Source organism: Pseudonocardia broussonetiae, assembly GCF_013155125.1.
Lineage (GTDB): Bacteria > Actinomycetota > Actinomycetes > Mycobacteriales > Pseudonocardiaceae > Pseudonocardia > Pseudonocardia broussonetiae.
In genome coordinates this window covers 1,324,374-1,347,381 of the sequence record NZ_CP053564.1, presented here as the reverse complement: position 1 = coordinate 1,347,381, position 23,008 = coordinate 1,324,374, and the positions used below count along the sequence as shown (strand labels likewise).

The 23,008-nt window shown below is 71.3% G+C and carries 31 protein-coding genes and 1 pseudogene; 23 read left to right on the top strand and 9 right to left on the bottom strand.

Annotated elements, in window-relative coordinates; genetic code table 11:
- Positions 1–93: 93 nt before the first annotated feature.
- From HOP40_RS06690 to HOP40_RS06670, 5 genes are all read right to left on the bottom strand, one after another.
- Positions 94–507, bottom strand: a complete 414-nt coding sequence (locus HOP40_RS06690) for a hypothetical protein (protein ID WP_172155666.1) — start codon at positions 505–507, stop codon at positions 94–96.
- A gap of 223 nt (positions 508–730) precedes the next feature.
- On the bottom strand, positions 731–1,087 hold the full coding sequence (locus HOP40_RS06685; protein WP_275691365.1) for a DUF4238 domain-containing protein: 357 nt from the start codon (positions 1,085–1,087) through the stop codon (positions 731–733).
- Positions 1,088–1,475: 388 nt separating this feature from the next.
- Positions 1,476–2,921 (bottom strand): ThiF family adenylyltransferase, encoded by a 1,446-nt coding sequence (locus HOP40_RS06680; protein ID WP_172155662.1) that lies wholly within the window; start codon positions 2,919–2,921, stop codon positions 1,476–1,478.
- Positions 2,922–2,923: 2 nt separating this feature from the next.
- Complete coding sequence (locus tag HOP40_RS06675) at positions 2,924–3,295, bottom strand: hypothetical protein (protein WP_172155660.1); 372 nt, start codon at positions 3,293–3,295, stop codon at positions 2,924–2,926.
- Positions 3,295–3,546, bottom strand: coding sequence for a hypothetical protein (locus HOP40_RS06670; RefSeq protein ID WP_172155658.1), 252 nt, complete (start codon positions 3,544–3,546; stop codon positions 3,295–3,297). Before HOP40_RS06670 ends, HOP40_RS06675 begins: the two co-directional genes overlap by 1 nt.
- 161 nt (positions 3,547–3,707) lie before the next feature.
- Between HOP40_RS06670 and HOP40_RS06665 the strand changes: the two genes are divergently transcribed.
- From HOP40_RS06665 to HOP40_RS06590, 17 genes and pseudogenes are all read left to right on the top strand, one after another.
- Entirely contained in the window at positions 3,708–4,229 is a 522-nt protein-coding gene (locus tag HOP40_RS06665; RefSeq protein ID WP_172155656.1) for a helix-turn-helix domain-containing protein, read from the top strand.
- On the top strand, positions 4,226–4,783 hold the full coding sequence (locus HOP40_RS06660) for an ImmA/IrrE family metallo-endopeptidase (protein ID WP_172155654.1): 558 nt from the start codon (positions 4,226–4,228) through the stop codon (positions 4,781–4,783). The genes HOP40_RS06665 and HOP40_RS06660 overlap by 4 nt, the downstream gene beginning before the upstream one ends.
- Positions 4,784–5,113: 330 nt before the next feature.
- The gene (locus HOP40_RS06655; RefSeq protein ID WP_172155652.1) at positions 5,114–6,061 is read left to right on the top strand and encodes a site-specific integrase; all 948 of its coding nucleotides are present in this window, start codon (positions 5,114–5,116) and stop codon (positions 6,059–6,061) included.
- A complete protein-coding gene (locus HOP40_RS06650; protein ID WP_240157757.1) occupies positions 5,971–6,300 on the top strand; it encodes a tyrosine-type recombinase/integrase in 330 nt (109 codons plus the stop codon). Before HOP40_RS06655 ends, HOP40_RS06650 begins: the two co-directional genes overlap by 91 nt.
- Before the next feature lie 38 nt (positions 6,301–6,338).
- Positions 6,339–6,785: a DUF433 domain-containing protein gene (locus HOP40_RS36725; RefSeq protein ID WP_172155648.1), complete on the top strand. Its 447-nt coding sequence runs from the start codon at positions 6,339–6,341 to the stop codon at positions 6,783–6,785.
- Positions 6,786–6,862: 77 nt separating this feature from the next.
- The gene (locus HOP40_RS06640) at positions 6,863–7,132 is read left to right on the top strand and encodes a metal-sensitive transcriptional regulator (RefSeq protein WP_172155646.1); all 270 of its coding nucleotides are present in this window, start codon (positions 6,863–6,865) and stop codon (positions 7,130–7,132) included.
- A gap of 114 nt (positions 7,133–7,246) precedes the next feature.
- Positions 7,247–7,555 carry a rhodanese-like domain-containing protein gene (locus HOP40_RS06635; RefSeq protein ID WP_240157756.1) on the top strand — a complete coding sequence of 103 codons (309 nt, stop codon included), beginning with the start codon at positions 7,247–7,249 and terminating at the stop codon, positions 7,553–7,555.
- A gap of 38 nt (positions 7,556–7,593) precedes the next feature.
- On the top strand, positions 7,594–8,979 hold the full coding sequence (locus HOP40_RS06630) for an MBL fold metallo-hydrolase (protein WP_172155642.1): 1,386 nt from the start codon (positions 7,594–7,596) through the stop codon (positions 8,977–8,979).
- Positions 8,980–9,043: 64 nt separating this feature from the next.
- Positions 9,044–9,838, top strand: coding sequence for a sulfite exporter TauE/SafE family protein (locus HOP40_RS06625; RefSeq protein WP_172155640.1), 795 nt, complete (start codon positions 9,044–9,046; stop codon positions 9,836–9,838).
- Between the two features lie 40 nt (positions 9,839–9,878).
- A complete protein-coding gene (locus HOP40_RS06620; protein ID WP_172155638.1) occupies positions 9,879–10,274 on the top strand; it encodes a DUF302 domain-containing protein in 396 nt (131 codons plus the stop codon).
- Positions 10,275–10,320: 46 nt separating this feature from the next.
- Positions 10,321–10,551, top strand: coding sequence for an SHOCT domain-containing protein (locus HOP40_RS06615; protein WP_172155636.1), 231 nt, complete (start codon positions 10,321–10,323; stop codon positions 10,549–10,551).
- Complete coding sequence (locus tag HOP40_RS06610; RefSeq protein ID WP_172155634.1) at positions 10,548–12,017, top strand: multicopper oxidase family protein; 1,470 nt, start codon at positions 10,548–10,550, stop codon at positions 12,015–12,017. The genes HOP40_RS06615 and HOP40_RS06610 overlap by 4 nt, the downstream gene beginning before the upstream one ends.
- A gap of 61 nt (positions 12,018–12,078) precedes the next feature.
- Positions 12,079–12,669 carry a rhodanese-like domain-containing protein gene (locus HOP40_RS06605; RefSeq protein ID WP_172155632.1) on the top strand — a complete coding sequence of 197 codons (591 nt, stop codon included), beginning with the start codon at positions 12,079–12,081 and terminating at the stop codon, positions 12,667–12,669.
- A gap of 389 nt (positions 12,670–13,058) precedes the next feature.
- Positions 13,059–13,292, top strand: coding sequence for a DUF433 domain-containing protein (locus tag HOP40_RS06600; RefSeq protein ID WP_172155630.1), 234 nt, complete (start codon positions 13,059–13,061; stop codon positions 13,290–13,292).
- Positions 13,289–13,483: pseudogene (locus tag HOP40_RS36720) on the top strand (DUF5615 family PIN-like protein); the annotation flags it as partial. The gene HOP40_RS06600 and the pseudogene HOP40_RS36720, both read left to right, overlap by 4 nt.
- 32 nt (positions 13,484–13,515) lie before the next feature.
- Complete coding sequence (locus HOP40_RS36355) at positions 13,516–13,638, top strand: hypothetical protein (RefSeq protein WP_275691340.1); 123 nt, start codon at positions 13,516–13,518, stop codon at positions 13,636–13,638.
- Positions 13,639–14,056: 418 nt separating this feature from the next.
- Positions 14,057–14,356 (top strand): RraA family protein, encoded by a 300-nt coding sequence (locus HOP40_RS06590; RefSeq protein ID WP_240157550.1) that lies wholly within the window; start codon positions 14,057–14,059, stop codon positions 14,354–14,356.
- 31 nt (positions 14,357–14,387) lie between these two features.
- Here the strand turns inward: HOP40_RS06590 and HOP40_RS06585 are convergent, their stop codons facing one another.
- Positions 14,388–14,786: a MarR family winged helix-turn-helix transcriptional regulator gene (locus tag HOP40_RS06585; RefSeq protein WP_240157755.1), complete on the bottom strand. Its 399-nt coding sequence runs from the start codon at positions 14,784–14,786 to the stop codon at positions 14,388–14,390.
- Between the two features lie 91 nt (positions 14,787–14,877).
- Here HOP40_RS06585 and HOP40_RS06580 point away from each other — a divergent pair, with 91 nt between their 5' ends.
- The 3 genes from HOP40_RS06580 to HOP40_RS06570 are packed head-to-tail and all read left to right on the top strand — an operon-like array spanning position 14,878 to position 16,801.
- Positions 14,878–15,420 (top strand): cupin domain-containing protein, encoded by a 543-nt coding sequence (locus HOP40_RS06580; RefSeq protein WP_172155624.1) that lies wholly within the window; start codon positions 14,878–14,880, stop codon positions 15,418–15,420.
- A complete protein-coding gene (locus tag HOP40_RS06575; RefSeq protein ID WP_172155622.1) occupies positions 15,417–16,307 on the top strand; it encodes an SDR family oxidoreductase in 891 nt (296 codons plus the stop codon). The genes HOP40_RS06580 and HOP40_RS06575 overlap by 4 nt, the downstream gene beginning before the upstream one ends.
- Positions 16,304–16,801, top strand: coding sequence for an ester cyclase (locus HOP40_RS06570; RefSeq protein ID WP_172155620.1), 498 nt, complete (start codon positions 16,304–16,306; stop codon positions 16,799–16,801). Before HOP40_RS06575 ends, HOP40_RS06570 begins: the two co-directional genes overlap by 4 nt.
- Positions 16,802–16,841: 40 nt before the next feature.
- On the opposite strand, the gene HOP40_RS06565 is transcribed toward HOP40_RS06570, so the two are convergent.
- From HOP40_RS06565 to HOP40_RS06555, 3 genes are all read right to left on the bottom strand, one after another.
- Positions 16,842–17,111, bottom strand: a complete 270-nt coding sequence (locus HOP40_RS06565; protein ID WP_205347111.1) for a hypothetical protein — start codon at positions 17,109–17,111, stop codon at positions 16,842–16,844.
- A complete protein-coding gene (locus HOP40_RS06560; protein WP_172155618.1) occupies positions 17,108–17,509 on the bottom strand; it encodes a DUF1622 domain-containing protein in 402 nt (133 codons plus the stop codon). Before HOP40_RS06560 ends, HOP40_RS06565 begins: the two co-directional genes overlap by 4 nt.
- A gap of 75 nt (positions 17,510–17,584) precedes the next feature.
- Positions 17,585–18,151, bottom strand: a complete 567-nt coding sequence (locus HOP40_RS06555; protein WP_172155616.1) for a PadR family transcriptional regulator — start codon at positions 18,149–18,151, stop codon at positions 17,585–17,587.
- A 123-nt stretch (positions 18,152–18,274) separates the two neighbouring features.
- On the opposite strand from HOP40_RS06555, the gene HOP40_RS06550 reads away from it, so the two are divergent.
- The 3 genes from HOP40_RS06550 to HOP40_RS06540 are packed head-to-tail and all read left to right on the top strand — an operon-like array spanning position 18,275 to position 23,008.
- Positions 18,275–19,810, top strand: coding sequence for a class I adenylate-forming enzyme family protein (locus tag HOP40_RS06550; protein WP_172155615.1), 1,536 nt, complete (start codon positions 18,275–18,277; stop codon positions 19,808–19,810).
- Entirely contained in the window at positions 19,803–22,238 is a 2,436-nt protein-coding gene (locus tag HOP40_RS06545) for a xanthine dehydrogenase family protein molybdopterin-binding subunit (RefSeq protein ID WP_205347110.1), read from the top strand. Before HOP40_RS06550 ends, HOP40_RS06545 begins: the two co-directional genes overlap by 8 nt.
- On the top strand, positions 22,229–23,008 hold the full coding sequence (locus HOP40_RS06540; protein WP_172155613.1) for an enoyl-CoA hydratase/isomerase family protein: 780 nt from the start codon (positions 22,229–22,231) through the stop codon (positions 23,006–23,008). The genes HOP40_RS06545 and HOP40_RS06540 overlap by 10 nt, the downstream gene beginning before the upstream one ends.

Here is a 23,008-nt window from a genome sequence, read left to right as displayed (position 1 = left end):
TGCCGCGCTGATGCGGTGTCGGCCAAGCCACGGCTCAACACTCCGCGAAGTGGGCGCCGTACGCTTGTTGGGGTCGAATTCGAGCCGTAGTGGTTAAAGGCTGGTTGCTGGATCTTGCGGCGACGGATGTTCAATGAGCCATCGCCGCTGCACGGTCCCACCCTGATCCAGGGCTTCGTAGTTGAAGACCCACGATAGGCCTGAGGCAGTGTCGCCGGTCCAGGGCGTTGGCAGTCTCGGTCCGGTTAGCGACATCCGGGGATACGGATCGTGGTCCTGATGACAGAATACCCGTGTGTCGGCGGCATCGAAGATCATCTGATTCGGTACCTGTCCGAGGCCGGCGGGCAGCTTGAGCAAATGGTCGACCCGCTTTCGGGGATCCTCGTCGCGTGCGCGGGCACCGGGTAGGAGTAGAAGCCGATGCGGGTCCAGCGGCAGGATGACTTCCCAGTGCGCTACGGCCAGCGGCTGGTTCTCATCGCCTTGCCCGTTCATGATCACCACCGGTACGTCGCTGGTCCACAGACAGAGATCGCTGAACCCCAGGCCCCACGGCTGATGGAAGATTACCCAGCTGAGTCGCGCGAGCCGGTCAGATCTTCGGCGGGCTCCCTTGGGTGAAGCGCTCGGCGACCATGAAGCGGGCATGCTCATCGCGCCCTGCAATCGATTTGATCGTCGGAGGTGCGGCCAGCTGGTCGGCGTTGTCGCGGTCGCCCGCGAGGTGCTACAGGCGTCGCCGCTGACGGACAGTTCGAACGATCTGCGCTGCGATCCACCACGCCATCGCCTCTCGATGAACGTTGCCGAGCGGCCAGCGGTCAGGGCCAGGCAACGCCCCGTCGGGATCGTCCAGCATCGCATCGAACGCTGGTACCGCGTCGCCCTCGATCTGGCACAGCAGCTTCTCGACGCGCTCGCCGTAGAAGTCGGTCACCGCGGCCACATTTCGGATGCTCGTTGGGAACGGATGATCGAGCCGCTCGACGTCGCGTGCCAGGATGGTCGGCTTGCGTCTTCCGGACGTCGGCTGCCGTCCGAACCGCCGCAGGTACATCTGGGGAACAGTGTGATCGTTCGTCACCACGGCCCCCAATCGATGTCCACGGCAGTACACCGTACGACGACCTCACCTCGAGCGGTCTACAGGCCTGCGCGCAGTTGATCTCTGGCCACTGTCTCGGCCACGAACTGTCACTCGCTGGTGCCACTCAGAATTGTTTGATGTCTGCGACGCACCCTTCCACCCGCGTCACCGACCATGCGCACGTCAGCGTCCGAACTACGAATCAGAAGGCTAGGGGTTCGGATCCCTTCGGGTGCACGCACAGGATCTCGGCTCTGACCAGCACCAACGGTCAGGACCGAGATCGTTTCCGGGCCTTCGATGTCGATCACGATCCACGGTCTGATTTGCGGCTGCGACGTCGTCGCTGGAGCCGGAGAAGCGAAAGGGCATGCGCCAGCACCGGTCAGGCGGACCGCCTCCGACCCGGTGTCTCGGTCAGCTGCGGTCGCGCGTCGCCGGCCGCAACTGTCCGCTCGACGTAGCAGCTGGGCGACGAGCAATACGGCAGGTGTTCTAGCGCGTGGGTGGAGAGGCTGAAGCGCAGCGGGCCAGGTTCGGTCTCGCCGCCGGGCGCGGCGGTCAGACTGACGAACTGGTTGAGCAGCCCGGTGCTGACGTTCGGGGAGAGCAGGGCGACGTTCTCGGTGCCAACCTGGATGCCGCGGTCGGCGGCGGCGATGTAGCGGGGGTCGGCGAGCAGGCCTTGGCGGTCGATCTGGACTAGGGCGGGGTCGAGTTGCTTGTTGCAGACCATGCACGGCCGCCCGGGCCGCAGGACGTGGGTGCGCACGGTCGCGTTGCGCATGCCGGTGCCGTCGTCGAACGCGTCGATGCCGATACCACCGTCGAGGACGGGGATGAGGTCGGTATAGGCGAGGGAGTTGAGGACCGCGCGCGGCCAGGGACGGTCGACGCAGCTGAAGATGACGTCGTAGTCCAGCGCGATCGTGTGCGCAGACGGGTCACAGATGCTCATCCTGTAGCCAACGGTGTCGGTGTGTTCGGCTGTCGCCGCGGCGCGCACGAGCCGGACCGCGACGTCGACCTTCGGCCGACAATTGGCCGCGTCGCGGCGAGTGGCGCCGATGAGCCGGTCAAGGTTGCGACGCTCGACGAGGTCGGGGTCCATGACGGCGAGGTGCTGCACTCCGGCGGCGGCGAGCCGGACGGCGACGTCGAGCCCGACGCTGCCGACCCCGACGACGAGGATGCGCAGCCGCGCGAGGTCGGCCTGGATGCCGGGACCCCACGCGGAGATGGTGCGCTGCTGGGTGTCCTGGCCCTGTGGCGGCGGGCGCAGGCCGTCGTTCCAGCTCACGCGCAGCTGCCCGCCGTCGACGCGAACGCTCTCGGCCCAGACCGGCGTTCCAGTGCTAGTCCAGGTGCGCGCGGACCACGCCTGGTCGACGCCGGCGAGGGTCATGCCGAGCAGCGGCAGGCCGGTGATCTCCTCGCACAGGTGGGCGTAGGACTGCTCGGCGTCGGCATCCCCGGGGCTCATGTTCTGCCATCCGCGCCCGCGGGGGTGGGAATGCAGGATGGCGACGCCGAGCCCGGCGGCGGCGGCCTGCGTCGCCGCGCGCAGGACGTAGGCGCCGGTGAACGAGACGTTGCGGTGCACGGTGCGCTCGCCGGGCTTGGGCTCGACGAACTCGCGCAGCAGCGCGGTCCAACGCCGACTGCCGGTCGACGGGGCGTAGGTGGCCAGGCACAGGTCTTCCTGCCCGTCTGCCCGCAGAAGGTGCTCGCGCAGCACCGCGTCGCTCGCCTCGGTCATCGCGACCGAGACGATCTGCGCGGAGGTCGTCGACCCTGGGATGGCCTGGCTCGGGGCGCTCAGAGTGGTCATGGTCAGCTCGCCGTCTCGAGAACAGAGCGGATGTGCGCGATCCATGCCTGGGCCGGCTCGGCAGCGTCTCCCCAACCGTTGATCTGCCGGGAGTGGCGAACCCAACCGGGCAAGGTGTCCTCGGCGTTCGCGTTGGTCGTAGAGAACCCGACGTCCGCGGGGAAGTGAACCCAGTGCGGCGGGAACTGCGGCCACATCGACAGCTCGTCGACGTGGACACCGGTCGGGGTCGGGCGCCCAGCGCGGGCGCCGGTCACCGCCTCGACCGTGAAGACGACGACCACGCCCTGCACGACGGCGGCGATGCCGCATCGTTGAAGACCGGCGAGGAAGTCGACGATCACCGTGTCCGGCACGGTCGAGGCGGTGTCCATCACGCGACCGTGGCCGTCTGGCGGACGCTGACGAACTTGTCGCCGTTGGAGATCGCGACCTCGTCGGTGTCGGCGTAGTCGATCGGGTCGCGGTGTCCGGGTCGAACCTGCTTGAGGTCGTAGCCGGCGGGGTTGAGACCACCGAGCCGGAGGATCGCCGCGGCGGCCATCCGATCGGTGTCGGCGACGAGCTTGCGCCCGTCGAGGGTGAAGTGCACCTGGTGGCGCTTGAGGTTGCTCGTGTCGGTCATGGCACGTTCCTTTCCTACCTCGGGTTGCCGGGGAGCGGCTCAAGGAACGGTACGTGTTGCAGCAAAGCGTCACCAGCAAGAGGCTGTTACGACACGCCGTGTTGCAGCAAAGCTGCGACGAGCGGTTACTCTCGCGGCGTGTCCGAGCCGGGAAACGCACGATGACCCCCGCAGTCGACGACGGCCGGGAGCCGCGCGGAGGCGATGTTGAGCGCCTCGACGTCTCCCAGCTCGGTCGTCTCGTCCGGGAACGACGGGGAGCGCAGTCGCTGCGGCAGGCCGCGGCCGACGCCGGGGTCAGCTTCAGCACGATGTCGCGCGTCGAGGGCGGCGCCCAACCCGACCTGGCATCGTTCACCGCGTTGTGTGCCTGGTTGGGGATGCCGCCGAGCAGGTTCTTCTCGCCGGTCACCGAGCGACCGCAGCAGCCGCTGGAGCAAGCGATTGCCCACATCTCCGCGGACCCGGCGCTGACGACCGAGGCCTCCGCGGCGATCAGCAGTGTGCTCAAGGAGATGTACGCGACCCTCGCTAAGGCCAACCCACTCGCGAAGCCGGTTGTCGCCTGCCACCTGCGCGCGGCGTCGGTGATGCGGCCCGGGGTGCCGCAGCGGCTTGGTTCGCTGCTCGACGATATGAACGCCGCGCTCGTCGCGCGGGTCGCGAAGGAAGGTGCGCGGTGACCCTGCCGCGGGGTTTTAAGGCCAAGGCCGAGCGCGAGGCCGAACGTCTCCGCGGTGAGCTGGGACTCGGCGCAGCCGCGGCGCTGCCGCTCGATCGGCTCGCCGAGCACCTCGGCGTCACGCTGGTCAGCGGTGACGAACTCGTCGACCGTGACCGCCTGGAGGAGATCGAGCGCCTGCAGGCGTTCGCGTTCTCCGCCGCGACCTTCATAATCCAGGGCCGGACCTTCGTGGTGACCAACCCACTACGCTCACCAGGCCGGCTCGCCAGCGACGTCGCGCACGAGTTCGCTCACACCATCCTCAACCACGAGCTCGCCGAGGTCCGTGAGATCGACGGCGTCCCCTTCCGGACCTGCCTCCCCGACGAAGAGGAACAGGCCACTGCGTTCGGTGGGACGCTCCTGCTTCCTCGCCCACTTCTGATGCTGGCCGCCCGTCGGGGAGACGGACCCGTCGAGATCGCCGCGGATTGCGGCGTCACACTCGAGATGGCCCGCTTCCGCTACAACACGACAGGCGTCGCTCGGCAGGCGGAGCGTCGATCCGTGTAGCTCGCGCGTACTCGGCGCGGCGACACTCGAATTTGATCTTGATCCACGAACTGATCCACGAACTGCTGAGCACCAGCACCTCTCAAGCGCGTTCGGCTACCAGTCGTACCGCCTTGTTCACGGGAAACCTCGTCCGCGCGCTACGGATCAGAAGGTTAGGGGTTCGAATCCCTTCGGGCGCACCATAGCTCCACCCCCGCTGACCTGCGGCAATTCGCGGACGATCATGGAAGATCGCCGGACCGACGGCGGGCTCATCCCTACAACAGTCCCAACACCGCGCTGCTCAGCGGGACTATCGACTCAGCGGATCCGTGGCTATCGTCCGGCATGACGAACAGAAGCCGTGGCGCCGGATCGTTGCGCCAGCGCAAGCCCGGCGTGTGGGAACTGCGCGTTGCACTCGGCCCGGATGCGGTCTCCGGTCGGAGCCTGGTGCGGTCGATCACCGTGCACGGAGACCGCGACGACGCGCAAGCCGCGCTCGCGCGGTGGGCCGCCCAGGCCGATGTGGTCCGCGCCGGCCGACGGGCCGCCCCGGGAGTCGCGGTAGCCGACCTGCTCGATCGATGGCTGGCGGCCGCGCACGACTGGCGCCCGGCGACCGTGGTCGGGTACACGTCGATAGTTCGAGCGCTGCGCCGGGATCCCCTCGGGACGCGGCGGGCCTCGCAGGTCACTCCCTCGGTCCTGCGCGCGGCGGTGCACGGCTGGGCTGCTGCCGGAGTCGGTCCGGCGACAGCGGCCTCCCGGGTCCGGTGCCTGCGCTCGGCGTTGGGCTGGGCGTATCGGGAGGGCATCCTGGACGCGCCGCCGCTGCGGGGTATGCGCGGGCCGTCCACAGCGTCGAACCGGCTACACGCACCGGTCGACGCGGTCTGCCGGATCCTGCAGGTCGCTGCCAGCGAGGCCGACAACGCACGTCGCCGACCCGCCGCGACCGGCCACTGTGCGGATCCATCGCGGCGAGCAGATCCTGCTCCTGGCGCGGCTGGCCGCCGACACCGGCGCCAGGCGCGGCGAACTGGCTGCCTGCAGCTCGACGACCTGGACGGCGACGTCCTGACGATCAGCCGCGGAACCTCGAACGAGATGGTCGGGCCGACGAAGAGCGGGCGGAACCGTCGGCTCACCCTCGGCGCGACCACCGCGCGGTTGTGGAGGTCGAGTGTCGCCACCTGGCGCGGGTGGGCCGAACTCAACCAGCACGACGACCCGGACGGGGGCCGGTTCGGGCCGTGGCTGTTTCCCGGCGACTCGACCACACCACCCGGCTGACGACCAGCTGCGCCGGCCACTGGTTCGCCGCGCTCGCCCAACGAGCCGGTCACCCGGACGTCACACTGCACCGGCTCCGCCACACCGTGGCCACGGTGCTGGTCGGGCAGGGTGACATCCTGCAGGCTCAACATCGTCTCGGGCATCGCGACGCCGCCACGACCTTGCGGATCTACAGCCACGCGATGCCGCTGACCGACTCCGCAGCGGCGCAGACCCTCGACGCCCTCTTCCGTTGACCGTGACCGCCGGGGCACGCAACGGGCGGGTGTAGGTCGTGGCGGGCGGTACCCTCGGTCTCACGTCCCGGGTGCAGCGCATCACGTCCGATTCGGCGGTCTGTCACGGGCATCCGACGGTGCGCGGGCTGCGTTATACAGTGGAGATCTTGCTGGAGCTGCTGTCGTCGGGGACGACGATTGACGAGGTGCTCGACGACTACCCGGACGGATCGCGACTCCCGGGACGGGCACCTGCTGTCCGGGTCTCCGCGGCGGCTGATGATCGTCGCCACGGGCAACATTACGAACGTGGCGGAGCTGAGCCTGTTCGAGGCGAACCTGAATGCGGCGGTCCGCGCCCTCGGCGAGGCGGACTTCGTCGAGCTGGGCCCGGCGGCCATGGGCTCGTCGGCCGAGGGGGGCCTCTCCGTGTGGCTGCCGGCCGTTCTTGGCGCCTCGCCGCGGGGAGGTGGTGGCCGCGTCGCAGAGCTGTTGTCGAATGACCAGCGAACGAGCGGGCCCTACTCCTGTCCGGAACAGATACACCCGGGGGTATGTTGGGTGGGATGGAGGTGGCGACATGGAGATGACTCCCGCGCTGGTGGGTGACGCTCTGGTGCGGTTGCGCCGCGCGCAGGGGCAGTTGGCCGGTGTGGTTCGGGCGATCGAGGGGGGTGGGGACTGTGCCGAGGTGCTAACCCAGCTCGCCGCGGTTTCTCGTGCCCTGGACCGGGCGGGTTTCAAGATCGTCGCGAGTGGGATGCGGCATTGTCAGGCGGCCCGGGAGCGGGGTGATCAGCCGCCGATGACCGAGGACGAGCTGGAGAAGCTGTTCCTCTCGCTGGCCTGATCAGCGTCTCCGGGTCTCACCCCGGTTTGGTTCTGAGGCTGTGCCCGATGGCAGAGCTGTGTTTGACGGATACCCCCCCGGGTATCCCTGATGAGGAGGTGATGCGTCGTGCTGATGCGCGAGGTTGATGTGGAGCAGTTCGCGGTGGAGCGCCGCCCGAGCATGGCGGTGGTGGATGTGCGCTCGGCCGAGGAGTTCGCGGCCGGTCACGTGCCCGGCGCGGTGAACGTGCCGCTGGAGCGGGTGATCACCGACCCGGGCCGCTACGCCGGGCAGGAGCTGTACGTGATCTGTCAGTCCGGTGGCCGCAGCGCCAAGGCGGCCGAGGCGCTGACCGCGGCCGGGGCGCGACCGGTGTCGGTGGCCGGCGGGACCGCCGGCTGGATCAGCTCCGGGCGCCCGGTGGACACCGGCGCCCGGTAAGTGACCGGGCAGAACCGACGAGACGAAGGAGATCTGTCGTGATCGACGTCGAAGTGATCGAGACATCCTCACTGGGTGACCGCAGCTATCTGGCCACCGACGGTGAGGTCGCGGTGGTGGTCGACCCGCAGCGCGACGTGGACCGGGTCCTGGCCCTGGCCGGGCGGCTCGGGGTGCGGATCACCCATGTCGTGGAGACCCACGTGCACAACGACTACGTCTCCGGTGGTCTGGAGCTCGCGCGCCTCACCGGAGCGGCCTACGTGCTGTCGGCCGAGGACGACCTGGGGTTCGACCGGACCGGTGTCGTCGACGGGGACGTGCTGGAGGCCTCGCCGCGGTTGCGGTTGCGGGTGTTGGGCACGCCGGGGCACACCTTCCATCACCTGTCCTACGTGCTGGAGGGCCCGGACGGGCCGCAGGGGGTGTTCACCGGCGGGTCGCTGCTGTACGGCACCACCGGGCGCACGGACCTGCTCGGCGACGAGCACGCGGAGGCGCTGGCCCGCGCGCAGCACGCCTCGGCCGCGTCGATGGCCGACGCGCTGCCCGACGGGGCGCAGGTGTGGCCGACCCACGGTTTCGGCAGCTTCTGCACCGCCACCCCGGCGTCAGGCGACGACTCCACGATCGGGCGGGAGCGGGAGGTCAACCCGGTGCTGCGGCTGGCCCGCGACGAGTTCGTCCGGGAGACCCTGTCCGGGTTGGGTGCCTACCCCGCCTACTACGCGCACATGGGTGCGCTCAACACCGCCGGCCCGGCCCCGGTGGACTTGCGCCCGCCGACCACGGCCGACCCGGCCGAGCTGGAGCGCCGGCTGGCCGACGGGGAGTGGGTCGTCGACCTGCGCTCGCGCAAGGCCTACCTCGCCTCGCACCTCGCCGGGACGGTGAGTCTCGGGCTGGACGGGCCGATGGCGACCTGGCTGGGCTGGATGGCCCCGCACGGTGCCCCGATCACGCTGCTCGGCGACACCCCGGACCAGGTGGCGCAGGCGCAGCGGGAGCTGGTCCGGATCGGTGTGGACCGGCTCGTCGCCGCCGCTACCGGTGATCCTCACGAGCTGGCCGTCGACCCGGCTCGGCTGGGCGAGTTGCCCAGCGCCGGTTTCGCTGACCTCGCCGGTGAGCTCGACGGCCGCCGTAGCGCTGATCTGCCGCCGGCCGAGGTGGTGCTCGACGTGCGGTTGGGCACCGAATGGGACGCCTCCCACGTGCGAGGGGCCGTGCACGTCCCGCTGCCCGAGCTGCCGGACCGGCTCGACGAGGTCCCGGCCGGGTCGGTGTGGGTGCACTGCGGCAGCGGCTACCGCGCCACCGCGGCCGCGTCGCTGCTCGCTCGCGCCGGGCGGACCGTGGTGGTCGTCGACGACATGTTCACCGACGCCGCCGACGCCGGTGTCCCGCTGACCACCACCCCATGACCGGCCCGCAGCCCCACAGATCGCGGCCCCACAGGTCGCGGCCCCGCAGCTCGAGGCGGGCGCGGTGATCCTCGCCGGCGTGTTCGGCCTGGTCATCGGCGCCGCGCTCGGGCTGCTCGGCGCCGGGGGTTCGATCCTGGCGGTCCCGGCGCTGGTCTACGGGGTCGGCCAGCCGGTGGGGGCCGCGGTGTTCGGGTCGCTGCTGGTGGTGGCCGTGTCGGCGGCGGGCGGACTGGCGGTGCGGCTGCGGTCCGGGGTGATCCGGTGGCCGGTGGCGCTGGTGTTCGGTGCCGCGGGAGTCCCCACCGCGTTCGCCGGGGCCGCGCTGGGCCGCCTGATCGCCGACCGGTGGCTGCTGGTGGCGTTCTCGGTGCTGATGGTCGCCGTCGCGATCGCGATGCTGCGCGGGAGCCCAGAGGAGGCCACGGGCGGTGCGTGTCGGATCCGCAACGGGCGGGTCGACTGGCGCAGCTGCCTACCCAAAGCACTCGCCGCCGGCGCCGGGGTCGGGCTGCTGACCGGGCTGTTCGGGGTGGGTGGCGGGTTCATCATCGTGCCCGCGCTGACCCTGCTGCTCGGGCTGAGCGCCGCGGAGGCCATCGCCACCTCGCTGGCGATCGTCACGATCACCTCGCTGGCCGGGCTGGGCGCGCACGCCGCCGACGCCGCAGGCGTGGACTACGCCGTGATCGGCGTGTTCGCCGGCACCGCCCTGCTCGCCTCGCTCGCCGCCGGGCGCGTGGCGAACCGGCTCCCGGCCGCGGCGCTGCGGCGCGGGTTCGCCTACCTGATCCTGGCCGTCGCGGTCGGCGTCGCCGCCGCCGCGCTGCTCGCACCGGCCGCGCTGAGCACCGGCTGACGACAACAACCCGCACCGTTACACCGAATGGAGCCCAGCAATGGACTACGGCATGACGATCACCCTGGACCTGCCCTACGAACAGGCCGTCCCCGCGGTCAAGGCGGCCCTGAAGGAGCAGGGGTTCGGGGTTCTCACCGAGATCGACGCCCAGGCCACCCTCAAGGAGAAGCTCGACCACGACATGGAGCCCTACGTCATCCTGGGCGCCTGCAACCCCCAGCTCGCCCACCGCGCCCTGGACGTCGACCGCCAGATCGGGCTGCTACTGCCCTGCAACGTCGTGGTCCGTGCCGACGGTGCTGACCGCAGCATCGTCTCGGCCCTGGACCCGCAGATCATGGTCACCATCCCCGAGCGTGAGGACCTGCGCCCCGTCGCGGACGAGGCCGGGGTGCGCATCCGGGCCGCCCTCCACGCACTCACCAGCGACTGATCCGCAGACCACAGCAGGCACGACGAGACGAGGGAGTGGAACGACCATGATGAACGGCTCGATGATGGGTTGGTTCTGGATCTGGCCGACCCTGGTAGTGATCGGCCTGATGCTGCTGGGTTACCTCGCCTACCGGCTCACCCAGAACCGCAGACCCGGTGCGGACACCGTTCCGGTGGCGGGGCCGACCTCGGCCCGGCAGATCCTCGACGAGCGCTACGCCCGCGGCGAAATCAACGACGAGGAGTACCGCAAGCGCCGCGACACACTGACATGACCCCGGCACCGATCAGCCGACGCCGCGCGATCGTCCTGGGCGGGTTCGGCGCCGCCAGCCTCGCCATCGGCGCGACGGGCTGGTTTGCCACCGGCGCGGGCGTGAGGACGGGCGGCCGGCTGCAGCCCGCCGACACCGGAGCGGAGCTGCGCCAACCGAAGGTTCTCGACAGCGCGGACGGGCGGCTGCAGGTCGAGCTCACCGCCGCAGCGGGGGTGCGGCTGGCCGGACACGACACCCGCGCGCTGGGCTACAACGCCACCTCACCCGGGCCGACGCTACGGGTGCGCCCCGGCGACGAGCTCGCGGTGCGCCTGACCAACCAGCTCGACGAGCCCACCAACCTGCACACCCACGGGCTGCGGGTCTCCCCACAAGCCAACAGCGACAACCCGTTCCTACGTGTCGACCCCGGCGCCTCGTTCGACTACCTCTTCCGGATCCCACCCGATCACCCGGCCGGCACCTACTGGTACCACCCGCACCACCACGGCATGGTGGCCGGTCAGATCTTCGGCGGGCTCGCCGGTGCGCTGCTGGTCGCCCCGCCCGGGCAGGACCCCGACCTGCCGGTGCTCGAGGACCGGGTGCTGCTGGTCACCGACACCACGCTCGACGGTGACGGCCGGCTCGCCGAGATAGGCGCCATGGACCGGGCGATGGGCCGCCAGGGCGAGCTAGTCCTGGTCAACGGCCAGCACGAGCCCACCATCCCCGCCGACCCCGGTGCGACGCAGCGTTGGCGGGTCATCAACGGTTGCGTGTCCCGGGTGCTGTCGATCCGGCTCGACGGGCACGAACTCGTCCACGTCGCCCAGGACGGCACTTTCCTGCCCGCTCCCATCGCAGCGGACCGGGTGATGCTCGCTCCGGGCAACCGGGCCGATGTGATCGTGCGCCCCACCGGCACCGGCCGCTACCCGCTGATAGCCGAGGCCGTCAACCGCGGCGGCATGGACGAAATGATGGGGGGCGGCACCGCGAGCAGCGGGCCGGTCATCCTCGCCACCATGGTCACCGCCGGGGCCCCGGTCACCGCACCGCCGCTGCCGACCGCCCTGCCCGCCGAGACGCCCGCCGTTGGACCCGTGACCACGCGGCGAGAGATCGCCTTCCAGATGGGCATGGGCATGGGCGGAATGGACTTCGCCATCGACGGCCGCATCTTCGACCCCGACCGCGACGACCAAAACGTCACTCTGGGCGACACCGAGGAATGGACCATCACCAACCCCGGCCCGCTGGCGCACCCGTTCCACCTACACGTATGGCCATTCACCGTAGTCGAACTCAGCGACGCCACCCCACCGGTCGGCGTACCGCAGGACGTCGTCCTCGTCCCCGCCCGCGGCTGGGTTCGGCTCCGCATCCCGTTCACCAACTACTCGGGGCGCAGCGTCTACCACTGCCACATCCTCGACCACGAGGACGCCGGGATGATGGCCACGGTCAACGTCCGCGCCTGACAGACCCCGGTCCCCGGATCTACAGCCGGCTCACCGCACCACAAACCGAGAAGGACTACCTGTGACCCACCCCCGCCCCCACCACGTCGATGCCGGAACGGTCCGGGACTGGCTCGACAAGGCCGACGCGGTAACCGTCATCGACGTCCGCGGCCCCGCGGAGTTCGAGACCATGCACATCCGCGGCTCTTACAACGTGCCGCTGAAACTGGTCGGTGAGCACACCGAGCAGATCGCAGCGCGGCTCGATCGGCAGGTCGTCCTCGTCTGCCAGTCCGGGACGCGAGCCGCGCAGGCCCACCAGCGTCTCGCCGGAGTCGGAGCCGAACGCGTCCACATCCTCCTCGGCGGTATCGCCGCGTACTCCGCCGTCGGTGGTGACGTCGTCCGTGGCCGGGCCCGCTGGGCGCTGGAGCGCCAGGTCCGCCTCGTCGCCGGGACGCTCGTGCTCACCGGACTCGCCGCGGGTCTGCGGGCTCCGAAGGCACGTCTCCTCGCCGCGGGGATCGGCGCTGGGCTCACCGTCTCCGCGCTGACTGACACCTGCACGATGGCGCGGGTCCTGTCCGCGCTCCCCTACAACCGCGGGCCGCGCGACCGCACGCCAGCCGAGGTACTCGCGCAGCTTCCCACCGTCCGGAAGGCAGCCTGAACCTCTCAGCGCCACCCGACGCCCAGCACCGGATGCCTCGGTGCTGGGCCCACCATCGCCGAGGTAGCGAGCGGCCGCCCGAGCCGAATTGATCTCGATCCACGAGCTGATCCACGAACTGCGGACAGCGGGTGCCCAAGATGCACGATCCGGCGCCAGCAGGGCCGTTCGTCTTGCTGGTTGCCAGTCATGTGGGTGGCAGCGTGCCGACTACGGATCAGAAGGTTAGGGGTTCGAATCCCTTCGGGCGCACCAGCGAGACTCTATCCCTGACCAGCACGAACGGTCAGGGATAGATCTTTTCGGAGTCGAGCTGGTGGATCTCTGGCCACAGTCGTCGCGCCGTCTCTTGGTGGCGTCGCTGTCATCGCGAGCGGTACCGTTCAGCCATGTCGCGACTGCAGCGCATCACCTCTGACCCTGCGGTCTGTCACGGGCAGCCGACGGTGCGGGGGCTGCGCTACCCGGTGGAGAACCTGCTGGAGCTGTTGTCGTCGGGGATGACGATCGACGAGGTGCTCGAGGACTACCCGGACCTTGAGCGTGACGATCTGCTCGCCGCGTTGGAGTTCGGTGCTCTCGCGGCGGGCGGCGGCCGGGTGGTTCCGCTCGGCGCGGCGTGAAGTTCCTGGTCGACGCTCAACTGCCCGTCCGGCTCGCCCGGTTCCTGAACGACGCCGGGCACGATGTCCTACACACGTCCGAGATGCCGGAGGGCAACCGCACGACTGACGTGCGCGTCGCGGAGGTGGCGGACGGCGAGGATCGTGTCGTGGTCACCAAGGACCGCGACTTTCGGGACGGGCATCTGCTGTCCGGGTCGTCGCGACCGGCAACATCACGAACGTGGCACTGCTGGCGCTCTTCGAGGCAAACCTTGACGCGGTGGTCGATGCGCTCGGCGAGGCCGACTTCGTCGAGCTGAGCCCGGAGGCGATGGTCATCCACCGACGCCGCGGGCTGAGGTGATCTCTGGCCACGGTTCTGGCCACGAACTGCGGTCGACCGGTGCCTCTGTTGTCCGATCCGCCGCCTGCAGTGCCGGTGATGTGCCATGTCGCCGGGCATGTGGGCATCAGCGTGCCGACTACGGATCAGGAGGTCAGGGGTTCGAATCCCTTCGGGCGCACCAGCGAGACTCCAGCCCTGACCAGCACGAACGGTCAGGGCTGGAGCATTTCCGGGCTCGGCTGGTTGATCTAGCGCCGACTGTGGCGGGCGGGCCGAGATCGCCGCCCACCACGGCTCAGCCCGAGCTCAGGAGCTCCGCCAGGCCGTGGGCGAATGTGGTGAGGGCGTGGTCGCCGTCGTCGAGCACGCCCGCGAGCAGCATGAAGCTGTGTGGCATGCCGGCGTGCACCGAGACCCGGTTCGGGGTGCCGACCTGGTGCAGGAGCTCACGACGCTCGGGATGAGCGTCCTTGCCGCCGGGCTCTGCGTGCCGCGCGCCCACATGCGCCTGACATCGATCGGCGCACCCGTCCAGGTCGCGGGGCTCCAGGTGGCTCCGGGCGACCTCGTCCACGGCGACCAGCACGGAGTTCTCCGGATCCCGAGGGAGCACGCGAGGCGCCTCGCCGCTGTCGCCGACGAGATCCGGGCTGAGGAACAGGAGATCGTGGGATGGGCGCGCTCGGCCGACTTCTCCGCGAAAGGCCTTCTCGCGCTTCGACGCGTCCGGCACTGAGTCCCACGTTCGGGCAGGTCGTTGGCCGACGTCAGGACCGGGCGATCCTGCGGATCGTCTCGAGGTCGGAACGGAGCGCCTCGACCCGATCGGCGCCGAGGACGCTCGTGATCCGCTCTTCGAGCTGGGGCACGAGGGACTGGGCGATGGCGACGACCTCCTGCCCGCGCTCGGTGGGACGGACGAGCTTGGCGCGGCGGTCGTGCGGGTCGGGCGTGCGGAGCAGGTAACCGCGGGCTTCGAGGTGGTGCACCAGCTCGGCCATGGCCTGCTTGGTGATCTGGGCCCGCTCGGCGAGCGTGCTGACCGTCGTCCCCGTGTCGTCGAGGTACTGGAACACCGCGGCGTGCGCGGCGCGCACGTCTCCGTGCCCCCGCTCGGCGAGCCGGGCGAGGACGAGGTCGTTCATCGCGATGAACGCCTCCCGCATCGACACGGCCAGGTTGGCCGGCCGTTCGCTGCCGGTGGTGGTGCGAGGTCGAGGCCTTGACATTCGACATGCTTCCTGTCTAAATAGGCACATGGACAAGCTACCTGTCGACTATGCCACATGTGAGTGCCTGCGCCTGGGTACCGACGACGTCACCGTGCTCATGTCGAGCGCGCAGTCGGGCGGCGCCCTGTTCGCCATCGAGCTCCGGATGCCCCCGGGCGGAGGCCCGCCGGTGATGCACCGCCACGAGCCCGCCGAGGTCTACTTCGTGCAGCGGGGCGAGTTCACGGTGTACACCGGTGAGCTGGGACCCGACGGCGGCTGGACCGCTGTGCAGCGCGTCACCGCCGGTCCGGGCGACGTCGTGCCGCTGGCCGGAGGCGTCCCCCACACCTTCCGCAACGAGTCCGACGCCGAGGCGGTGGCGTTCTGCGTGCACGCCCCGGGGACCGCGTTCGAGGGCTTCGTGCGGGCCGGGGCCGCGTTGGCCGCGCAGGGCGAGCCGAGCATGGACCAGGTCCTCGACATCGCCGCCCGCAACGGCATCGAGCTGCTGGGGCCGATCCCGGCCACCGTGGCGGCCGGGTCCGGCTCGTCGGCAGCCGGTCTCGCCGAGCGGGGTCCCCGATGACCGCGAGCACCGTCCTGGTGGTCGGCGCGACCGGCACCATCGGCTCGGCCGTGCTCCGCGACCTGCGCCGGCGCGGAGTGGCCACGCGGGCGTTCGTCCGCGACCGAGCACGCGCTCGGGCCGTGCTCGGTGACGACGTCGAGCTCGCCACCGGCGACCTGGCCGATCCGAGCTCGGTGCGGGCCGCCCTGCGCGGGGTGCAGCGGGTGCTGCTGTGCACTCCCAACGACCCCGAGCAGGTCCGACGCGAGGTCACCGTCATCGACGCCGCGGCTGCAGCCGGGGTCGGGCTGGTGGTGAAGATCGGGGCCATCGGCGCCGGTGCCGACTCGCCACTGGCGTTCTGGGTGGCACACGCCCGGATCGAGCAGCACCTGCGGTCGTCGGGGCTGCCGGCGGTCGTGCTGCACCCCTCGATGTACATGACGAACCTGCTCGCCGCCGCCGAGACCATCGGGCAGACGGGGCGGCTGTTCGCGCCGGCCGGGGACGCCCGGATCTCGTTGATCGACCCACGCGACGTCGCGGCCACCGCGGCGGTGGTGCTCACCGAGGACGGACACGCCGGACGCGCCTACACGCTCACCGGCCCGGAGGCCCTGACCTACCAGGACGTCGCCGCACAGATCGCCTCGGCGACCGGTCGACCGGTCGAGTACGTCGAGGTCCCCGACGCCGCTGCCCGTGCGGCGATGGCCGCGGCCGCGACGCCGGACTGGTTCGCCGACCAGCTGATCATCCTCTGGGGCCGGCTCAGGCAGGGCGCCGGCGCGACGACCACGGACACGGTCCGGGTGCTGACCGGACAGGAGCCGCGCCGCGTCGCCGAGTTCGTCCGGGACCGAGCGCACCTGTTCGGCTCGGCGGTCGCCGCGGGCAACCGATGACGATCTCGACGCCCGCACCCGACGCGACACCCGAGGCGGCAGCCGTGATGGCCGGAGCCACCGCCAACGCCGAGCTGGTCCGGCGGATCTTCCAGGAGGTGATCCCGGCCGGCGACGCCGACACCGTGCGCGGACTGTTCACACCGGACTGGGTCGACCACGATCCGCTACCCGGGCAGCCGCCCGGGCGCGACGGCGCCGCGTACGTGGTGTCCACGATGCACACCGCCCACTCCGACCTGCGGTTCACCGTCGACGACCTGGTCGCCGTGGCGGACCGGGTCGTGGTCCGATGGACGCTGCGCGGCATCCACACCGGGCCGATGCTCGGACGCCCGGCCACGGGCCGGCCGGTCGAGCTCGCCGCCATCGTGATCTTCCGCTTCGCCGGTGGCCGGATCGCGGAGCGCTGGGCGAGCTGGAAGCCCGGACGCTCACCGCAGACGCACCCGGCCCTGGTGGCGCCGGACGGCGGCACGTCCCCCGGCGAGTAGTCGACGCGCTGCACCACCTGCCGTGCCAGGTGCTGGTGACTCAGGAGGGTGGGCGCACGGCCGACGCCGAAGCCGACCGCAACCCCGCGGTGAGCAGGCGACGCAGCACGATCACGATCGCCGTGGTGGCCAGCACCGGCCAGGACGGCGGCCCCGCCAGGCGGATCAGCCCGGCCGCGGTGAGCAGGTCGAGCAGCACCGGCAGCGCCCGACGCCCATCACGAGTCCTGATCAGCACGACCGCGGCGCTCACCAGCGCCGCAGCGACGACGAGGAACGCAGCGGCGTCCACCAGTCGTGTGCCGCTCACGCTCGGTCCTTGACGTCCCGTTCCTGTTGCGCCTCGTCGACCTCGGCGCGCTCCTCCCGGATCTCGCGGGCCAGGAAGTAGTTGAGGGCGGTCCGGATCGCCGCGATGGCCGCCAGCTGGCCGATCTGGGTGAAGGTGGGCGCGATCGCGGTGCGCAGCACGTCGCCGGCGAGCTGGAACTCCAACCCCAGGGCCAGGAACCGGCCCAGCCGCAGCCGGATCGCGACGAAGGTGCGGCCCGCCGAGGCGTCGCGACGGATCCCGGCCAGGACGAACTGCACGAACGCGTAGACCGCTCCGATGAAGATCACCAGCGCGCCGGCCGCCTCGACGCCGCGCACCAGCACGTCGACGACGCCGCGCAGCAGCTCCTCGGGCAGGACCTGGTCCAGGATCATGTGCGCGACTACCCGTCGCAGCGGCCCCTGACCCACGGCGTCGCGGGAACGCCGCCGCAGGGAGGCCCGGGCGGTTCACGCGGGTGGGCGGCGGGCCGCGCGCAGGCTGTCGAGGTCGTCCTCGGCCAGTGCGGTCCAGAACCGCAGCGCCGCGTGCTCCATCTCGAGCCCCAGCTCGAGGGTGATCATGCGCGGTTCCGCTCGGGGGTCGGCACCGAAGCGGGCCTGCATGTTCTCGTACTCGGCGATGCGGTCCCGGTGCTGCTTGATCTGCTCGCGGGCGAGGGCCGCCACGTTCTCGGGATCGCCCGCCTCGTTGAAGAACAGCTTGAGCTCGGCGATGTCGCGCATCTGGAAGTGCACGTCGGTGGGAGCGGCGAGCCAGTCGCGCAGTGCCGCACGGCCGGCCCCGGTGAGGGAGTAGGTCTTGCGGCGCCGGCCGCCGTCCTCGACCGCGAGCTCGAGCAGGCCGAGCTCGGCCAGCCGGTCGGGCTCGGAGTAGAGCTGCGCGTGCGGGAAGTGCCAGAAGTAGCCGACCGAGTGCCCGACGGCGCGCTTGAGGTCGTAGGGGGTGGAGGGCCCGCGCAGCGCGATCATCCCGAGGACCACGTACGACGTCGAGGACAGCCGGACCTCATCCATCGGTGCTCCCCACGTGCCGTGTCGAGGCCACTCTATCTTCGCCGATGCTCCGGATCGTACGGTCGGCCTTGTCCCTCGATCCTCCGATCAGTATGGTCTGAAACAGATCGTAGGGAGGCTCCGATGGATGTGGCCACCGCACTGAGGTGGACGGCCGAGCGCCATCCCGACCGCCCGGCGGTCCGGGGCACCGGGCGGCACCTCGGCTACCGGGAGTGGGACTCGCGCACCAACCGGCTCGCGCGGGCCCTCGCCGGTGCCGGTGTCGGTGCGGGCGACCGGGTGGCCTTCGCGCTCTCGGGCGGGGAGCCGCTCGCGAGCCTGCACCTCGCCGCGCAGAAGCTCGGCGCGGTCTCGGTGCCGCTGTCGACCCGGTTCTCGCCCGACGAGCTGCGCTACTGCCTCGACGACGCCGCGGCAGGGCTGCTCGTGGTCGACGCCCCGAACGCCGAGCGCGCCGCGGCGGCGACGACCGGCCGGACGGCGCTGGTCCGGGAGGTCGCCGAGATCGACGAGCAGGCCGAGCGCGAGTCCGACCGCGACCTCCCCACGACACCCGCGGAGACCGACGTCAGCGTGCTGCTCTACACCTCGGGCACCACGGGGAGGCCCAAGGGCGTGCCGCGGACGCACCGCGCCGAGCACACCGCGGCCGTCGCCCACGCCGTGCAGACCCAGCAGCGGGGCGGCGAGGTGGCACTCGGCGTGATGCCGATGTTCCACACGATGGGGCTGCGCACGCTGCTGGCGAGCATCGTCGTCGGCGGCACCTGGGTGGGCCAGGCCGTGTTCGACGCCGGGGAGGCGGCCGGGCTGATCAGGTCCGAGGGCGTGACCTCGCTGTACCTCGTGCCGACGATGTACTGGTCGCTGCTGCGCACCGAGCGGCTGCACGAGGCGCGGACCCTGTCGCGGTTGGCCTACGCCGGGGCGGCGATGACGCCCTCGCTGGCCGAGGAGCTCGTCGCCGAGGTGGCTCCCGGGGCGTTCGTCAACCACTTCGGCAGCACCGAGATCTACACGTTCACGATCGGTCCCGACGTCGCGGCGAAGCCCGGCTCCGCCGGCCGGGCGGGCGTCTTCTCCCGGGTGCGGCTCGTGGCCCCCGAGGTCGGGGCGCCGCCGGACGAGGTCGTCGCTCCGGGCGAGCAGGGACAGGTGATCGTCTCGATGGCGAGCCCGGAGGCGTTCGCCGGGTACTGGCAGCGCCCGGACGCGGACGGGAAGTCGATCCGCGACGGCTGGTACTACACCGGCGACCTCGCCGTCGCCGACGACGACGGGGACCTCTGGGTGGCGGGCCGCGTCGACGACATGATCAATTCGGGTGGGGAGAACGTCTACCCGGACGAGATCGAGGCCGCGCTGGTCCGCTGCCCGGCCGTCGACGACGTCTGCGTGGTCGGGCTGCCCCACGAGCGCTGGGGGCAGGCGATCACCGCGTTCGTCGTCCCCGTCCGCGGGACCGCTCCGGTCGCCGCCGCCGAGCAGACCCTCGCGTTCGCCCGTGACGCGCTGCCCTCGCTCAAGCAGCCGAAGCGGGTGATCGCCGTGGACGCCATCCCGCGCTCGGGCGTGGGCAAGACGCTGCGCCGCACGCTCGTCGCCGGCGACTTCGAGCCCCGGGCCGACGTCGTGAAGGAGGGCGAACGTGGCTGAGCCCCACGAGCCGCAGCGCTGGACCCCGGCCCGGATCGAGGACGGACCGCTCGTCACCGGGCAGGGCCGCTTCCTCGACGACCTGGACCCGCTGCCCGGCACGCTCGTCGCGGCGGTCGTGCGCTCCACCCGGCCGCACGCCCGGCTGCGCGGCGTCGACCTCTCCCGGGCGCGCGCCCACCCGGGCGTCGCCGCGGTGGTCGGCCCGGACGAGGTCGTGGCGGCGCTGCGCGCGTTCCCGCTCTCGACCGGTGCCGCGATGCCGTACTACCCGACCGGGACCGACAAGGTGCGGTTCGTCGGGGAGCCGATCGCGGTCGTGGTCGCCACCGACCGGTACACCGCCGAGGACGCGGCCGAGCTGGTGGCGGTCGACTACGAGCCGCTCGACGTGGTCGTGGACCCGCGTGCGGCGCTGGCCCCGGACGCGCCGCTGCTGCACGAGGACGCCGGGTCCAACGTCGCCACCGACCGGACGTTCTCCTTCGGCCCCGTCGACGAGGCCTTCGCCCGGGCGGCCCACGTGGTGGAGGGGGAGTACGACTTCCCGCGGTACTCCTCGGTGCCGATGGAGTGCTACTCGGTCATCGCCGAGTGGCGCGACGGTGCCGACGGGCCCTCGGTGGAGGCGTGGGCGAACTTCCACGGCCCGTTCACGATGGTCCCCGTGATGGCCGCGGCGCTCGGCCTGCCGACGTCCCGGCTGCGGCTGCACGTGCCCGCCGACATCGGCGGCAGCTTCGGCATCAAGAGCGGCATCTACCCCTACGTCGTGCTGATGGCGCTGGCGTCCCGGCACTCCGGCACGCCGGTGCGCTGGAGCGAGGACCGGATCGAGCACCTGCTCGCCAGCTCGGCCGGTGCGGACCGCGTGATGAGGTTCGCCGCGGCGGTCGGCGCCGAGGGCGAGGTCCTCGCCCTGAAGGCCGATCTCGTCGACAACGTCGGGGCCTACCTGCGCCCGCCTGAACCGTCGACGCTCTACCGCTGCTTCGGCAACATCACCGGGCCCTACCGGATCGGCGCCGTGCAGATCCGGGCGCGCGCCGTCGTCACCAACCGGATGCCGGTCGGGCTCAACCGCGGGTTCGGCGGGCAGCAGCTCTACTTCGGCCTCGAGCGGCTCATGGACGCCGTAGCGGAGGCGACCGGGCTCGACGTCGTCGAGGTGCGGCGGCGCAACCTCGTAGGCTCGTTCCCCCACGAGACCCCGACCGGCGGGGTGTACGACTCCGGTGACTACGCCGCGGCCGTCGACCTGGCGGTGCGGAACGCCGACCTGGTCGAGCTGCGGGCCCGGCAGGACGAGGTGCGCGCGGCGGGCGGGCTCTACGGCATCGGCGTGGCGCTCGTCGTCGACCCGTCCGGCACCAACATCGGCTACGTCGGCCTGGCCACCCCGGCCGAGCAGCGCAGACCCGGCCGGGACAAGTCCGGCTCCACCGAGCACGTGCGCGTCTCGGTCGACATGCAGGGCGTGGTCACGGTGGTGCTGGGCTCCGTGCCGCAGGGCCAGGGGCACGCGACGGTGGCGCGGAAGGTGGCGGCGGACCGGCTCGGGCTGCCGGTCGACCAGGTGCGCGTGGTCGTCGACATGGACACCGCCACCACCCCGTGGACCGTGACCTCGGGCAGCTACTCGTCGCGGTTCGCGCCGCTGGTCACCAGCGCGGTCGTCCAGGCCGCCGACCGGATCGGCGAGACCGTGCGGGCCGCGGGCTCGGTGCTGCTCGGCGTGGCGGCCGAGGAGCTGGAGCTGGCCGACGGCACGGTGCGCCACCGCGGCGACCCCGGCCGGGCCGTGCAGTTCCGGCACGCGAGCGGCGTGGTGCACTGGGATCCCGGCGCGCTCCCCGAGGGCACCCCGGCCCGGCTGTACGAGGACGTGGCGTTCACCCCGCACGGCGTCCGGGCGGCCACGGCCGACGACCGCATCAACTCCTCGCTCTGCTACGGCTTCGTCGCGGAGGTCGTCGCGGTGGCGATCGACCCGGACACCTACGAGATCACCGTCGACCGGGTCTCGTCGGTGCACGACGCCGGCACGGTGCTGAACCAGCAGCTGCTCGACGGTCAGGTGCACGGCGCGCTCACCCACGCGCTCGGCGGTGCGATGTACGAGGAGCTGACGTACGCCGCGTCGGGCCAGCCGACCTCGGCGACGTTCCTGGACTACCTGTGCCCGACCAGCGCCGAGACCGCCTACGACCTGCGCACCGACCACGTCGTCTCGCCGTCGCCGCTCACCCCGCTCGGTGCGAAGGGGTGCGGCGAGGGCTCGTCGATGAGCTTCCCGGCGGCGTTCGCCAACGCCGTCGCGGACGCGCTGCGCCCGGCCGGCGTGGCGATCACGCGGCTCCCCCTGCACGGCGACGTGCTCCACCAGCTGCTCGAGAAGAACGAGAAGGAGGCCACACCATGGCACTGACGGGCGGCGAGGTCCTCCTCGAACGCGGCCACGACGGGCGGGTCGCCCACCTGACCCTCTCGCACGGCAAGTACACGGTGATCACCTGGGAGATGCGGCAGCTCGTCGCGCAGCGGTTCGCCGAGATCGACCGCGACGACGACGTGCGCGTCGTCGTGATCCGCTCCGACGGCGAGCACTTCTCCTCCGGCGGCGACATCGCCGGGTTCATGGAGGTCGACCCGATCGACCTCACCGACCTCGGGCACAACGTCACCGCGCCCTCCCGCAGCACGAAGCCCGTGATCGCCGCGGTCGACGGGTACTGCTTCGGCGTGGGGCTGGAGATGGTCCTGTCCTGCGACATCCGCCTGGCCACCCAGCGCAGCCAGTTCGCGCTGCCCGAGATGAACCTCGGCATGATCCCCGGTTCCGGCGGCACCCAGCGGCTCGGACGGCTGATCGGGCTCTCGCGGGCCAAGTACCACGTCATGACCGCCACCCGGATCCAGGCGCAGCAGGCCCTCGACTGGGGCGTGGTGGCCGGGCTGCACGCCGACCGCGACGCGCTGTACGCCGCCGTGGACGAGCTCGCCACGAGGATGGCCGGTCTCTCGCCCTCCGCGCTCAGGACGGCCAAGGAGGTCCTCGACAAGGGCCTCGACGCCCCCCTGCACACGGGCATCGAGCTGGAGCGCAAGGCCTACGCGATGCTGCGCTCCACGCACGACTTCGCCGAAGGGGTCGCGGCGTTCGGGGAGAAGCGCAAGCCGGAGTTCACCGGGCGGTGA